Consider the following 13,438-nt stretch of genomic DNA (forward strand, 5'->3'; position numbering starts at 1 on the left):
AATTACGATTGTAGTGTTGTGGCTAAGCGATTTAATTTACCGCGTAAAGAGCCGTCAATTACAGTGTCGCCTGCCTTAATAATAAGGCCGCCAACTACTGTAGCGTCTTCACTACAATTCAGCTTAACTTTGCGTGCGAAACGTTTTTCAAGTGCCGCTACCAATGATTCTTGCTGGGCTGCAGCAAGAGGTGTTGCCGAAATCACATCAATATCGATTTCTTTTTCATAGTCTGCTTTTAAAGCAGAAAATAAATGAGCAACTTCAGGTAGTGCAATCAAACGTCCATTTTCAGCCATCACCTTAACTAGGTTCTGACCTTGTTCGTTGAGCTGCTCACCACATAAGTTAATAAATAACTCAGCTTGTGCGGTAGCAGTAGGCAATCCAGCTAAAATGGTAGATGCCTGTTCATTGCTGGCAACGTGGCCAGCAAAGAACAACATGTCATTCCAGCTTTCAATAGCGCCTTTTTCAACGGCAAGTTCAAAAGCCGCTTTAGCGTATGGGCGAGCGATAGTAGTCAATTCAGACATGCTCATACCCTCCTAATTACAGCTCAGCGACAAGTTTTTCAACGATGTCACTATGTGCGGCTTGATTGATTTCGCGCTCTAAAATTCTTTCTGCGCCAACCACTGCCAGAGTTGCTACTTGCTTACGTAGCTCTTCTGTCACACGGTTACGCTCTGATTCAATTTCAGAGTGCCCTTGAGCAATAATTTTTTCACGCTCTTGCTGACCACGAACAGTTTCTTCGTCAACAATTAGCACGGCACGCTTTTTAGCTTGATCAATGATATCAGCCGCTTGAGCCTTTGCATCTTTAAGCTGTTCTGCAGCTTTCTGTTGCGCTAGTTCTAAGTCTTTCTCGGCTCTATCAGAGGCAGCTAAACCATCTTCGATTTTCTTCTGGCGAGCTTCAATTGCACCGTTTAGTGGTGGCCATACGTATTTCATACAAAATAATACGAACACCGTAAACGCAATTAATTCACCGATAAGAGTGGCGTTTAAGTTCACAACCGCTCCTCCTTAAATAGTAAGCTGTTCAAAAAATAAAATTAAAGTACGAACAACAATACCATCGCGATACCAACACCAATCATTGCTACAGCATCGATTAGACCAGCAAGGATAAACATTTTAACTTGTAGCGATGGTGCTAGCTCAGGTTGACGTGCACATGCTTCAAGGAATTTACCGCCCATGTTACCAAAACCGATTGCTGTGCCGATTGCACCGAAACCGATAAGTAAAGCTACTGCGATGTATTTTAAGCCGTTTAATAATTCTAAAGCTTCCATTTATTTCTCCAAAGTTTCAATTGTATTAAAAGTAAAAGTAAAATTGTAAATATAGTAAATATAGTAATTAGTGATTATCTGAACTTGCCATGCTTAGGTATACGATTGTAAGCATCATGAATACGAATGCTTGCAATACGATTACTAAGATATGGAATACAGCCCACACAAAGTGCAACGGTAGTTGCATTAAACCTACAGCACCTATAAGGATGAAGATTAACTCACCTGCATATAAGTTACCGAACAAACGCAGAGCCAGTGAAAACGGCTTAGAAACCAATGCGATAAGCTCTAGTAATAGGTTGAATGGAATTAAAAGAATCTGCATAGCTGTATTGTTTGAACTAAACGGGTGAAGTGTTAGTTCTTTAATAAAACCGCCGATACCTTTGATTTTAATTGAGTAACCAATCATTAGAATGAACACACCCAGCGCAAGTGCAGCTGTCATGTTGATATCTGTAGTTGGTACAATTTTCATGTATACGTCGTGTGAATCCATACCGAATGCAGTTTCGCCAACAAAGCCAGCAAATGCAGGTAGGAAGTCAACTGGGATTAAATCCATTAAGTTCATTAAGAATATCCAAACGAATATTGTTAATGCTAATGGTGCAATTAGCTTACTTTTACCGTGGAAGGTATCGCGTACGTTGTCGCCAACGAACTCAACAACCATTTCAATGAAACATTGAAGTTTTCCAGGTACACCCAGAGTTGATTTTTTTGCGGCACTACGGAAGATCCATAAAAATATTAGACCTAGTCCGATAGACCATGCGAGGGTATCTATATGCCATGTCCAGAAGCCACTATCCGTACATGCTTTATTGAAGGCAAGACCAGCGTCGGTCGAGCACATCTTAGCATTGGTTAAGTGGTGCTGAATATGGCTAGATAGAGTAACTTCTTCTGCAGCCATGTTATATCCCAAAAGTTAATGTTTAAAAAAAACGGGTGTAAACAATCCTGTAAACAACACCAACACATAAGCACAAAAGAAAGGTAGCAGTACTACCGGATAAAGCTTTAGCATTAGTGCAAACAAAACGATTGTTAGCATAAATTTTAATCCGTTGCCGCGTTTCAACGAGGCATACGCTTGATTTGCTCGACTTGCACCCATATATCTGAATGCATAAAGCGCAAATACAAAGTTAGGAAGTACTGCGACTGCGCCACCAGCTAGAGCTGAAAGTGCGGCATTGGTTTCCCAACCTATAAAAATTATTAGTGCAGCTAAAAGGGCTACAAATCCCTGAAGGCAAATTAATTTTAATGCGGCAAGCCTATACGGGCTTGCTAACTTATTAGTCACTTTTAATTAACCTTTATGACGCTCTAATTGTCAGGGTATGAAAACTGGCGAAATTATACTTAATCCTGCCAGTTTTGCAACTTGAGTAGGTGCTTTGTAACACAAAATCGCTGTAAATGTCCCTTTTTAGACATCCAATAAATTAATGGTGGGAATAGTCTTGATTGATACGGTTTAAAATACCGTCTAACTCGTCAAGATTAGTGTAAGAAATAACCAACTTCCCTTTGCCTTTTTTGTTGTAATTTATTTCTACCTTTGCCCCTAGGTTATCAGCAAGCTGCTGCTCTAACTGTTTAACATCTGGGTCTTTTTCTATTACTTCTTTTGCTGGAGCTGGCTCTAAAATAGAGCGAACTAGTTTTTCAGTTTCGCGAACGGTCAATGCCTTTGCAACAGCTAAGCGGGCTGCATCTGATTGCACTTCGCCTTCAAGTGCTAATAAGCAACGAGCGTGACCCATTTCAATGTCACCATGCTCTAACAAAATTTTTACATCGTTATTTAGATTATTTAAGCGTAATAAGTTAGTTACGGTCGTACGTGATTTACCAACTGCATCAGCCACTTGTTGATGTGTTAACTCAAACTCATTAAGCAACCGATTAAGTGCAATCGCTTCTTCCATAGCGTTTAAGTCTTCACGCTGAATATTTTCAATCAGAGCAATAGCAACGGCAGCTTCATCAGGTACATCTTTAATAATACAGGGTACAAACTCAAGCTTAGCTATTTGCGCAGCACGCCAGCGACGTTCACCGGCAATAATCTCATAGCTGTTATGCGCAACAGGGCGTACAACGATAGGTTGAATAATTCCTTGTGAGCGTATCGAACTGGCGAGTTCTTCGAGTGCCTCTTCAGACATGTCTTTACGAGGTTGGTATTTACCTGAGTGTAAAAGCTCGATCGGTAGTTTTTGTAATTCACTGTTACTAGGCTGCGCTGCATTTTCAACGGCGCTGGTTACGTTAGCAGTATCCTGTTCCTTACCTTCGCTTGGTGCAGGTTTAGATGAACTTAAAAGCGCATCGAGTCCTCGGCCTAAACCTCGTTTTTTAGCAGACATGTTATTTTTTTACCTCAAAGTTAGGCGACAACGGGAGTTGTTTTTTCTTTTCTGCGTAGCATTTCACCAGCGAGAGCTAAATAAGCTTTCGCGCCACTTGATGCTCGATCGTAGTACATTGCTGGGGCACCAAAACTTGGGGCTTCTGCAAGTCGAACATTACGTGGGATCACCGTACGGTATACTTTATCGCCAAAATGTTGTTTTAATTGTTCTGATACATCATTTGCTAGTCGATTACGCGGATCGTACATAGTACGAAGTATGCCTTCAATCTGTAAGTTAGGGTTAACTAACTTAGCAAGTTGCGTAATCGTGTCCATTAATGCTGTTAATCCTTCCAATGCATAATATTCACATTGCATAGGTACTAAAATAGAATCGGCAGCGGCCATGGCATTAACGGTTAACATATTTAAAGAAGGCGGGCAGTCTATAAAAATAAACTCATACTGATCTTGTATTTTTTCAAGCGCGTTACGCAAACGTACTTCTCGCGCAAATAATTCCATCAGCTTAACTTCTGCAGCGGTCACATCACCGTTTGCAGCAATCATATGATATTCGCCTGAGGTTTCTTTAATAATCACTTCATCAATAGGCTTATCTTCTATGAGCAAATCATAGATAGTAGGGACGTCACCATATTTGTCGACGCCACTGCCCATGGTCGCATTGCCTTGCGGGTCGAGATCTATTAACAGCACTTTACGTTTCGTTGCAGCCATAGATGCAGCGAGATTAACGGCAGTGGTAGTTTTACCTACTCCACCTTTTTGATTTGCTAATGCGATGACTTTTGCCACAGTGTCTCTGATCCCTAGTCTTTAGAAAGAATTATTAAATGTCGTTGTGCATCTAAATCCGGTACTTCTAATGCAATTTTTTGCTCAAACTTAACACCTGTAGGGAGTGAGTCTAATTCCTCACTTGGAAATACCCCTTTAAGTGCAATGAACTTACCTGAATGATCAATTAAGTGCGAGCACCAGTCAATCATATCTTGTAACGATGCAAATGCACGACTTAGTACGCCATCTAATTTAACACTTGGTTGATATTCTTCAACTCTTGACTGCACCGGGGTGACATTATCAAGACCAAGCTCATGTTTAACATGCATTAAAAAACGTACACGTTTACCTAAACTATCTAATAATACAAACTGCGTTTCAGGTAAGGCAATAGCTAACACTATGCCCGGTAAACCAGGACCTGTGCCAACATCAATATAATGATGACCGGTCAAGTGAGGAGCAACAACTAAGCTATCCATTATATGTTTAACCATCATTTCTTGAGGCAAACGTACCGAGGTTAAGTTATAGGCTTTATTCCACTTATCGAGTAATTCAACATAGCGGACAAGTTGTTGCTGTTGTTTTTGTGTTAGCGCAATATCAGTTTGCGCTAACAAAGTTGTTAATTGTTGCTGTAACACAATGTACCTTTACCGTTACGCAGTTTTGCGTAACAAGCCTTGCTTCTTCAGATACACTAATAATAGCGAAATCGCCGCTGGGGTGATACCAGAAATACGCGAAGCTTGGCCGATAGTGTCTGGACGAGCATCAATTAGCTTAGCAACTACTTCGTTTGATAAACCAGAGACGGTTTTATAATCAAACTCTTTTGGTAAAATTGTTTCTTCATGACGAAGCTGCTTATTGATCTCATCTTGTTGACGCGCGATATAACCTGCGTACTTCGTATGAATTTCAACCTGTTCTAGAGCGGCCTGATTAGTGAACTCAGATCCGAGTCCTTCAATCGCCATCAAGTCGTTATAACGCACTTCTGGACGACGCAGTAATTCTTCTAAGCTGGCTTCACGCACAAGTGGCGTTTTAAGTAATTCGTTTACTTTATTAACCATGGCATGATCTTTATGGATCCAGGTATCTTTAATACGCTGTTTCTCTTTAGCGATCACTTCCATTTTTTCGTTGAATGCTTGCCAACGTTCATCGTTAACTAAACCAAGTTCACGGCCTTTTTCAGTTAAACGAATATCAGCGTTGTCTTCACGAAGCAACAAACGGTATTCAGCGCGGCTAGTAAACATACGATACGGTTCTTTTGTACCCAGTGTTGCTAAGTCGTCAATCAGTACGCCAACATAGGCTTCATCACGACGTGGTGTCCACGACTCTTTACCTTGTACTTGTAAGGCTGCATTCATACCTGCGATCAAACCTTGTGCACCCGCTTCTTCGTAACCGGTAGTACCATTAATTTGACCAGCAAAAAATAAACCATCAATAAATTTAGTTTCTAATGATTGTTTTAAATCGCGTGGATCAAAAAAGTCATATTCAATAGCGTAGCCAGGACGACAAGTGTGTGCGTTTTCAAAGCCGGTGATCGATTGCACAATTTCTAACTGCACATCGAACGGTAAGCTAGTTGAAATACCGTTAGGGTATAACTCGTATGACGTTAAACCTTCTGGCTCTACAAAGATCTGGTGTTTATCTTTATCTGCAAAACGTACAATTTTATCTTCAATAGACGGACAGTAACGTGGGCCTATTCCTTCGATAACACCTGAGTACATAGGTGAGCGATGTAAGTTTTTGCGAATAACATCATGTGTTTTTTCATTGGTGTAAGTGATGTAACACGGAATTTGTTGTGGGTGGTCGCTTTGTTTACCCATAAATGAGAATACCGGTGTTGGTGCATCACCTGGTTGTTCTTGCATTTTACTAAAATCAACAGTCCGGGCATCAATACGCGGTGGCGTGCCGGTTTTTAAACGATCTACTCTAAATGGTAATTCACGTAAGCGATCAGCTAAGGCAATTGAAGGCGGATCGCCAGCTCGGCCACCTTTGAAATTTTCAAGGCCGATATGAATTTGACCGCCTAAGAATGTGCCCACGGTTAGTACCACACTAGGTGCACTAAAACGCAAACCCATTTGTGTCACCACACCGGTTACACGATCATTTTCAACGATTAGATCATCACATGATTGCTGAAAAATCTTTAAGTTTTCTTGGTTTTGAAGTGTATTTTGAATAGCCGCTTTGTACAAGGCACGATCCGCTTGTGCACGCGTTGCTCGTACAGCAGGGCCTTTAGAGGAATTAAGTGTACGGAATTGGATCCCACCTTTGTCAATGGCTTGAGCCATTGCGCCACCTAGGGCATCAATTTCTTTAACCAGATGGCCTTTGCCAATGCCACCAATTGCTGGGTTACAAGACATTTGACCAAGGGTATCCATATTGTGAGTCAGCAGCAGGGTATTCATCCCCATACGGGCAGCTGCCAATGCGGCTTCAGTGCCTGCATGTCCACCACCTACTACGATAACGTCAAAATTTTCGTGAAAAATCATTAATGGGATCCTACTTAAATCAAACCAGTAAACTTCAAAAGGGAGCGTATTCTACCTAGAAATTAGCAGAAGATAAATGATTAAACAGTGCTCAAGATCTAAGTAAGTGATCTCTAATAATATAAAGGATCTTTTAAAGAGATCTTTTAATACTATTACTACTACTGATCGGGTTTTCTGTTGATAAGCTTTAGATCATGATTAAAAACATATAATTAGATCGGATCTAAAGGTGTTAGTATGATCGGATCTTCAGGCAAATAAGCTCTGATCAAAACGGGCTGTTATACACAGGCCGATCAAGGCTCGATCTTATCCCATGGATAAGCATGACTAAAAAAGCAGTTTAATCAGTGTTTATCCACAAAATCTATTAAATTATTAGTAAATTGTGGGTAACTTTATTTATAACTTTTCGCTTGATCTTTCTATTTTAAACCTGTTTGTGTTATCCATGAGTCTAACCAAGCTAAGGCCGTATCTTCGGGCAGTGCTTCATCAAGAATATTAAGCTCTAAACGTTGTGCTACTTTTACAGCGCCTTTTTGACTTAAAAGGGCATCTATATTGCGTCCTGCAAGGTTATAAGTGTCGTAACTAGTATCGCCAAGTGCAATAACCGAATACTTTAAATGCGAAAGATCATCCACTTGTGATACTTGTTCGATAAAACCAATCAGGTTGTCAGGGTAATCACCCGCACCGTAGGTTGATGTACAAACCAACCAAATAGTATTTTGTTGATCTATTTCATTAAATTCAGGTTGATCATGTAGTTGGCTATTAATCCCTTGGTTGTTAAGTGCATCATTTAACTGCTCTGCAACGTACTCGGCGGATCCCATTTGACTACCAACGATAATATTTACTGAACTCATGAATATGGCTGATCACTATTAGTTTTAATTGCTGCATATGATAGCTCAGTGAGTATAACAGTAAAGTTAAGAGTGCTATTTTGTATAACTATTTTTGTGGTAATTTAAGCCGTCGCGCTAACTAGTGCTTTAACTTGTTGATTATTAATGAGTTAACAAAATATATTTAAATGTAATCTTCTGATCAAGTTGTTGATAAGGTTGGGGAAAGCTCTGCTTAACTAAAAAGCAATGTTATAAATAGTTTGCTAAGTTATTGATTTTATATTGAGTGTTAACCACCAGCTAGCACAAATTCATAAATAAAGGCGTGTTGATCTTAGTGTGGATACAAAGCATGTTGATAACTTAAAATTGGGATCGAGAATAATTAAAAAAAATGATCCATTTATGCAGATCAGACTAAAAATCCATTTTTATTTTCTAAAAATCACTATTTAACTGATTTAAACACAGCATATTTTTACTTTTTATCGCTTTTAACTCATTTTCAAGGCAATAAAACCCCAATTGTGGATAACTGATCTGCAAAAAATAATTTTCATCAATTTAAACTAAGAAATTAACTATATTTTGCTGGTGGAGTGGGCGATCAAACTTACTTTTTAGGTACGTTTTATTTTTATGGTTTAATAATTACCTATGGCCAAGCTTGAAAAGCTAATGTAATAGGTTCTCTTTTAGGGGGAGATAAGCTTAATTTTTTACTATGAATGTAGGTAGTTTATCTGCTGTTTGGTGTGATTATAGGTTTAGCTCATCTGCCTTAAACACATTTTTAAACATAAATGGAGGCTAATATTGGTGCAATTTAGCTGTATTTTTTAGTCTGTTTGGTTTTTAAAGTGAGTTATTAAAATACATTTTGGCGAGTCGATATTAAAAATAGTAGGGCATTAAAAAGGGCACCTAAGTGCCCTTAATGATCAAATTAATAGTTCGACTATTTACCGATACAGAACGAGCTGAAAATTTTGCCAAGCAAATCATCAGAAGTAAATTCACCAGTTATTTCGTTAAGATACTGCTGTGTTAAACGCAGTTCTTCCGCGAGGATTTCACCGGCCACATGCATCTCTAATTGTGTTTTACCTGTATCTAAGTGATACGCAGCATGTTCTAGTGCATCTAAGTGACGACGGCGTGCCATAAAACCACCTTCTGTAGCACCATCAAAACCAATGCAAGCTTTTAAGTGAGTACGAACTAACTCTATACCATCAGCATTTTTAGCGCTTAAACTAATGACAGGATATTGTTGTTTTTGATCTATGCCGACTACATCACCTGATAAATCGGCTTTATTTCTGATCACAGTCACGCCCATACCTTGGGGTAACTTAGCCATAAATTCAGGCCAAATAGCATGTGGATCGGTATCAGTGGTGTCGGTGCCATCAAGCATAAATAGCACCCGATCAGCTTGGTTTATTTCATCCCAGGCACGTTCAATGCCTATTTGCTCTACCTTATCTGGGCTTTCTCGTAGGCCTGCGGTATCTATTATATGCAGTGGCATACCATCTATATGTATATGCTCACGTAATACGTCACGAGTGGTGCCGGCTATTTCAGTTACGATGGCCGCTTCTCGTCCTGCTAATGCATTAAGTAAGCTTGATTTACCTGCATTAGGACGACCTGCAATAACGACGCGCATACCTTCGCGCATTATACTGCCTTGTTTGGCTTGATTGGTAACGGCATTAAGCTGCTCGATGATGGCATTTAAATCACCGCCCACTTTTCCGTCTGATAAAAAATCGATTTCTTCGTCAGGAAAATCAATAGCCGCTTCCACATACATACGTAAGTGAATGACTTTTTCAACTAGGGTTTCTATGTGCTTAGAGAATTGCCCTTGAAGTGATTGTAGAGCACTTTTAGCGGCTTGCTCGCTAGTTGCATTAATTAAGTCGGCGATTGCTTCTGCTTGAGTTAAATCAAGCTTGTCGTTCATAAACGCACGCTCAGAGAATTCACCTGGTTTAGCTAAACGCACACCGTCTATTTTACTTATTTCTTTGAGTAGCATATCAAGAACAACAGGGCCACCATGGCCTTGGAGTTCGAGTACATCTTCACCGGTAAATGAGTGTGGGCCAGCAAAGTAAATCGCAATACCTTGGTCAAGTTGCTGACCTGCAAGGGTGTTAAATGGCACATAGTCGGCATAACGAACTTTAGGGACTTTGCCTATTATTTTTTCAGCAACCTGTTTGGCTAGGTTTCCTGAAACGCGAATAATACCAACACCGCCTCGGCCTGGGGCAGTGGCTTGTGCTGCAATTGTATCGTGATTGATCATGCGGTTTATTTGCCAACTTAAATAACGTAATGGCGGTATTGTAACCTATCAAATAGGCACTCGCGAATGCTGTTATAAAAAATAGGCAATAAAAAAGGCGACTTAAGTCGCCTTTATATAAGTAGGGAGTTTAATCGCCCCTTACTTTAATTCCTTTCTTTTCCATGCCACGGTAGATGATTAACATCTGGACAATAGAAATAAGGTTAGACACTAACCAGTAAAGTACTAAACCAGATGGGAACCATAAGAAGAATACAGAGAAGATAACCGGCATAAAGGTCATCATTTTTTGCTGCATTGGATCGGTAACCGTCATAGGTTGTAGTTTTTGCGTTATGAACATACTCGCACCAAATAAAATTGGTAATACGTAGTATGGGTCTTTTGCAGAAAGGTCAGTTAACCAAAGTACAAATTCAGCATGACGTAGTTCTGTTGATTCTAAGAATACATAGAACAAGGCTAAGAAGATTGGCATTTGCAGTAAAATAGGGAAACAGCCACCCATAGGGTTCACTTTTTCTTTACGGTACATTTCCATAGTCGCTTGGCCGAATTTTTGACGATCATCGCCATACTTTTCTTTTAGCGCCTTCATCTTAGGCTGTAACGCACGCATTTTAGCCATTGAGGTGTACTGTGCTTTAGTCAGTGGATACATTAATGTTTTAACGATAATAGTGATGGCAATAATTGCTACACCCCAGTTACCTAAAATACTGTGTAACCATTTAAGTAGCACAAATAACGGCTGCGAAATGAAAAACAACCAACCATAATCAACTGTTAAGTCTAGGTCTGGATGAATGGCTTCAAGTTTATCTGACTCTTTAGGGCCCATGTAATAAGTTGCAGTAAGTACTTGCTCACTACCAGCTTGAACATTAACCGCTTCGTCTTTAACACCAATAATAGCCGCATTACTTTTAGTAATTAAACTATAAAGAGTATTAGTTTGATCTTGCATTGGTACCCAAGCACTTACAAAGTAATGCTGAATAAAGGCAACATAACCACCTTGAGTATTAATACTGAGGTTTTTATCAGCCATGTCTGAAAAACTGTACTTTTCATATTTCTCTTCGCTAGAGCCATAAGCAGCACCAAGATAGTTCTGGTCAACTAAGCTACCTTTTTCTTGCACAGTACGTTTAATTTGTGTGTAAAGCTGTACTTGAATTGGCTCAGCAGTGGTGTTGTTTACAGTGTACTCAAGAGCAACGTCGTATTGGCCTTTTTTGAATACATAGGTTTTAGTAAAGGTAACACCTTTGCTATCAGTAAACGTTAAAGGAACACGCAGTTCATCACCATTCATTGTATAGCTTTTTTGCTGTGTACTATAAACAGGGCGGCCATTTGCAGATGCATCTGGGCCATTTAAACCAATTAAACCACTTTGAGAGAAGTATTGATTGCCATCAAACTCACCCAAAAGCATAAAGGGTGTTTCTTCACCTTTTACTTCTTCGTATTGCAGTAGGTCTGATTCAACAATATCACCACCGCGGGTATCTATTTTTACAGTGAATACGTCAGTTGTGATATCGATTACTGAACGTTTTGCACTGATTGCTGCAGTTGGTAAATCACCGTCTGTTGACGAAGGTACATAATCATCAGAATCAGGTGAGTTAGATTGTAGTGTTTGTGTGTTGGCACTAGGATCGGCTTTTGGTGTGTTGTAGTCATTATTCCACTCTTGAAATAATAAAAACGACACTAGCATTAGGCCGATGAATAAAAACGTGCGTTGCGATTCCATAACAGCTCTTATTTCTCGTGTTGGTGGTTAATACGGGTTAATTTTTCAGGAACGGGGTCGTCTCCGCCTGAATGTAAAGGATGGCATTTTAATATGCGTTTAACTGCTAACCAACTCCCTTTTACCGATCCATGCAAATTAATTGCTTGAATAGCGTAACTAGAGCATGTTGGATTAAAACGACAATGCGGACCTAATAGCGGGCTAATCCACTTTTGATAACCGCGGATAAATAAAACTAAACAACGTGTTGGTAAAGCAGCAAGTGGTTTAAGTAACCTCATGTTGTACATGCCCCTACGTTATGTTTAGTGAATAGATACCATGTATTTAAAGACTCACTATGAGATTTTAAACGCATGATTAAAAGGTGAGCTAAAGATACCTTAATTAACCCTGTAATTCTATTGCTATTGGGTTTGTTTAGTCGATTTAGCTGATTTGTTTGGGCGTTTTTTAAATGGTGGCGGTTTAGGGGCACCAGGTTTGCAGCGTTCATTAATCTTACGCCACAGCTTTGTAAGTTGTTTGGTTAATTCTTCATTAGACTGTTCATCAATGCCACTTTTAACCATCAACACAATATCAATATTATCGAGCGTGTGTTGGTTTAAACGAAAACTTTCGCGAGCAAGACGTTTAATACGGTTTCGTTGACATGCCTTTTTTACACGTTTTTTAGCAACAGTAAGGCCTAATCTAGGTTTTGACTGGTCACTTGGTTTTGCTAATAAGGTAAAGAAAGGAGTTGCAGCCCGAGCGGGTTCGTTAAATATGCGAGAGTAATGCGAGGGAGTTAACAGACGTAACTCCCTGCCAAAGCTAAAGTCTTCCACTTATAAATTAAGCAGAAAGAACTTTGCGGCCTTTAGCACGGCGACGAGCTAATACTTTACGGCCATTTACAGTTGCCATACGAGCACGGAAACCGTGTGTACGTTTGCGTTTTAAAACGCTAGGTTGAAAAGTTCTTTTCATAACAATCTCATCCGATCGGTTAAAGTTAAAACATCCTATGCAGGTCGCGATCCTGGCACAGGTGCCATTGCGAGCGCGAGATATTATAGATGAAGTGACGAAAAGTCAATCATAATAGAGTGCGTAAAGCATGTTTATTTATGATCAATTTTCATGATCCGATAGGATCATCATAAATAAGAAGTTTTCCACAGCCCCTGTATAAAAAGTGAATAAAAGCATGGGAAAAGTAAATTAGATCGTAAATTGTGGTCGCGATCTGCTGCCAGTTTTGTTATGATCTCTAATCAAGCTTTAAAATAAAAAGCTATTAGAATCAGTCTGTTATTATATTTATACATCGATATCAACAATTTTACAAAATCAATCTTTTACTTGTGGATAAAGTGCATTCATAATAGTCGGTCTTGGGCTGCTTATTGAGCCATTTAAACGCAATACAGGTGTGATTTTTGAATCATTA

Annotated in this window: 15 protein-coding genes; all 15 read right to left on the reverse strand. The window is 39.5% G+C overall.

Going from position 1 to position 13,438, the window contains the following annotated elements:
• Nucleotides 1–2: 2 nt before the first annotated feature.
• The 15 genes from atpH to rpmH all read right to left on the reverse strand — a co-directional run bounded on the left by atpH (nt 3) and on the right by rpmH (nt 12,975).
• On the reverse strand, nt 3–536 hold the full coding sequence (gene atpH, locus FLM54_RS15505) for a F0F1 ATP synthase subunit delta (RefSeq protein WP_008112132.1): 534 nt from the start codon (nt 534–536) through the stop codon (nt 3–5).
• A gap of 16 nt (nt 537–552) precedes the next feature.
• Complete coding sequence (atpF, locus tag FLM54_RS15510; protein ID WP_008112130.1) at nt 553–1,023, reverse strand: F0F1 ATP synthase subunit B; 471 nt, start codon at nt 1,021–1,023, stop codon at nt 553–555.
• Nucleotides 1,024–1,064: 41 nt separating this feature from the next.
• Nucleotides 1,065–1,307, reverse strand: a complete 243-nt coding sequence (gene atpE, locus FLM54_RS15515) for a F0F1 ATP synthase subunit C (RefSeq protein ID WP_008112128.1) — start codon at nt 1,305–1,307, stop codon at nt 1,065–1,067.
• A 67-nt stretch (nt 1,308–1,374) separates the two neighbouring features.
• On the reverse strand, nt 1,375–2,232 hold the full coding sequence (atpB, locus tag FLM54_RS15520; protein ID WP_008112123.1) for a F0F1 ATP synthase subunit A: 858 nt from the start codon (nt 2,230–2,232) through the stop codon (nt 1,375–1,377).
• A 15-nt stretch (nt 2,233–2,247) separates the two neighbouring features.
• Complete coding sequence (locus FLM54_RS15525) at nt 2,248–2,628, reverse strand: ATP synthase subunit I (protein WP_008112121.1); 381 nt, start codon at nt 2,626–2,628, stop codon at nt 2,248–2,250.
• A gap of 142 nt (nt 2,629–2,770) precedes the next feature.
• Nucleotides 2,771–3,697 carry a ParB/RepB/Spo0J family partition protein gene (locus FLM54_RS15530; RefSeq protein ID WP_075169486.1) on the reverse strand — a complete coding sequence of 309 codons (927 nt, stop codon included), beginning with the start codon at nt 3,695–3,697 and terminating at the stop codon, nt 2,771–2,773.
• 20 nt (nt 3,698–3,717) lie between these two features.
• Nucleotides 3,718–4,503 (reverse strand): ParA family protein, encoded by a 786-nt coding sequence (locus tag FLM54_RS15535; RefSeq protein ID WP_008112117.1) that lies wholly within the window; start codon nt 4,501–4,503, stop codon nt 3,718–3,720.
• Between the two features lie 14 nt (nt 4,504–4,517).
• Nucleotides 4,518–5,138: a 16S rRNA (guanine(527)-N(7))-methyltransferase RsmG gene (gene rsmG, locus FLM54_RS15540; RefSeq protein WP_008112113.1), complete on the reverse strand. Its 621-nt coding sequence runs from the start codon at nt 5,136–5,138 to the stop codon at nt 4,518–4,520.
• A gap of 15 nt (nt 5,139–5,153) precedes the next feature.
• Complete coding sequence (gene mnmG, locus FLM54_RS15545; protein ID WP_178956824.1) at nt 5,154–7,043, reverse strand: tRNA uridine-5-carboxymethylaminomethyl(34) synthesis enzyme MnmG; 1,890 nt, start codon at nt 7,041–7,043, stop codon at nt 5,154–5,156.
• Nucleotides 7,044–7,471: 428 nt separating this feature from the next.
• On the reverse strand, nt 7,472–7,921 hold the full coding sequence (mioC, locus tag FLM54_RS15550; protein WP_178956825.1) for an FMN-binding protein MioC: 450 nt from the start codon (nt 7,919–7,921) through the stop codon (nt 7,472–7,474).
• A 943-nt stretch (nt 7,922–8,864) separates the two neighbouring features.
• Nucleotides 8,865–10,229, reverse strand: coding sequence for a tRNA uridine-5-carboxymethylaminomethyl(34) synthesis GTPase MnmE (gene mnmE / locus FLM54_RS15555; protein ID WP_138608898.1), 1,365 nt, complete (start codon nt 10,227–10,229; stop codon nt 8,865–8,867).
• Nucleotides 10,230–10,359: 130 nt separating this feature from the next.
• Nucleotides 10,360–11,997, reverse strand: a complete 1,638-nt coding sequence (yidC, locus tag FLM54_RS15560) for a membrane protein insertase YidC (protein ID WP_138608896.1) — start codon at nt 11,995–11,997, stop codon at nt 10,360–10,362.
• A gap of 8 nt (nt 11,998–12,005) precedes the next feature.
• Complete coding sequence (gene yidD, locus FLM54_RS15565) at nt 12,006–12,281, reverse strand: membrane protein insertion efficiency factor YidD (RefSeq protein WP_024601490.1); 276 nt, start codon at nt 12,279–12,281, stop codon at nt 12,006–12,008.
• Between the two features lie 126 nt (nt 12,282–12,407).
• Nucleotides 12,408–12,833 carry a ribonuclease P protein component gene (gene rnpA, locus FLM54_RS15570; protein WP_008467046.1) on the reverse strand — a complete coding sequence of 142 codons (426 nt, stop codon included), beginning with the start codon at nt 12,831–12,833 and terminating at the stop codon, nt 12,408–12,410.
• Nucleotides 12,834–12,840: 7 nt separating this feature from the next.
• A complete protein-coding gene (gene rpmH / locus FLM54_RS15575; protein ID WP_008112968.1) occupies nt 12,841–12,975 on the reverse strand; it encodes a 50S ribosomal protein L34 in 135 nt (44 codons plus the stop codon).
• Nucleotides 12,976–13,438 lie beyond the last annotated feature (463 nt).

The organism is Pseudoalteromonas sp. Scap25, from assembly GCF_013394125.1.
Taxonomy (GTDB): domain Bacteria; phylum Pseudomonadota; class Gammaproteobacteria; order Enterobacterales; family Alteromonadaceae; genus Pseudoalteromonas.

What these genes read in the sequence shown, in the direction of transcription:
- atpH (WP_008112132.1), bottom strand. Translation starts at nt 536, where the DNA reads ATGTCTGAATTGACTACTATCGCTCGCCCATACGCTAAAGCGGCTTTT.
- atpE (WP_008112128.1), bottom strand. Translation starts at nt 1,307, where the DNA reads ATGGAAGCTTTAGAATTATTAAACGGCTTAAAATACATCGCAGTAGCT.
- atpB (WP_008112123.1), bottom strand. Translation starts at nt 2,232, where the DNA reads ATGGCTGCAGAAGAAGTTACTCTATCTAGCCATATTCAGCACCACTTA.
- FLM54_RS15530 (WP_075169486.1), bottom strand. Translation starts at nt 3,697, where the DNA reads ATGTCTGCTAAAAAACGAGGTTTAGGCCGAGGACTCGATGCGCTTTTA.
- mnmG (WP_178956824.1), bottom strand. Translation starts at nt 7,043, where the DNA reads ATGATTTTTCACGAAAATTTTGACGTTATCGTAGTAGGTGGTGGACAT.
- mioC (WP_178956825.1), bottom strand. Translation starts at nt 7,921, where the DNA reads ATGAGTTCAGTAAATATTATCGTTGGTAGTCAAATGGGATCCGCCGAG.
- mnmE (WP_138608898.1), bottom strand. Translation starts at nt 10,229, where the DNA reads ATGATCAATCACGATACAATTGCAGCACAAGCCACTGCCCCAGGCCGA.
- yidC (WP_138608896.1), bottom strand. Translation starts at nt 11,997, where the DNA reads ATGGAATCGCAACGCACGTTTTTATTCATCGGCCTAATGCTAGTGTCG.
- yidD (WP_024601490.1), bottom strand. Translation starts at nt 12,281, where the DNA reads ATGAGGTTACTTAAACCACTTGCTGCTTTACCAACACGTTGTTTAGTT.
- rpmH (WP_008112968.1), bottom strand. Translation starts at nt 12,975, where the DNA reads ATGAAAAGAACTTTTCAACCTAGCGTTTTAAAACGCAAACGTACACAC.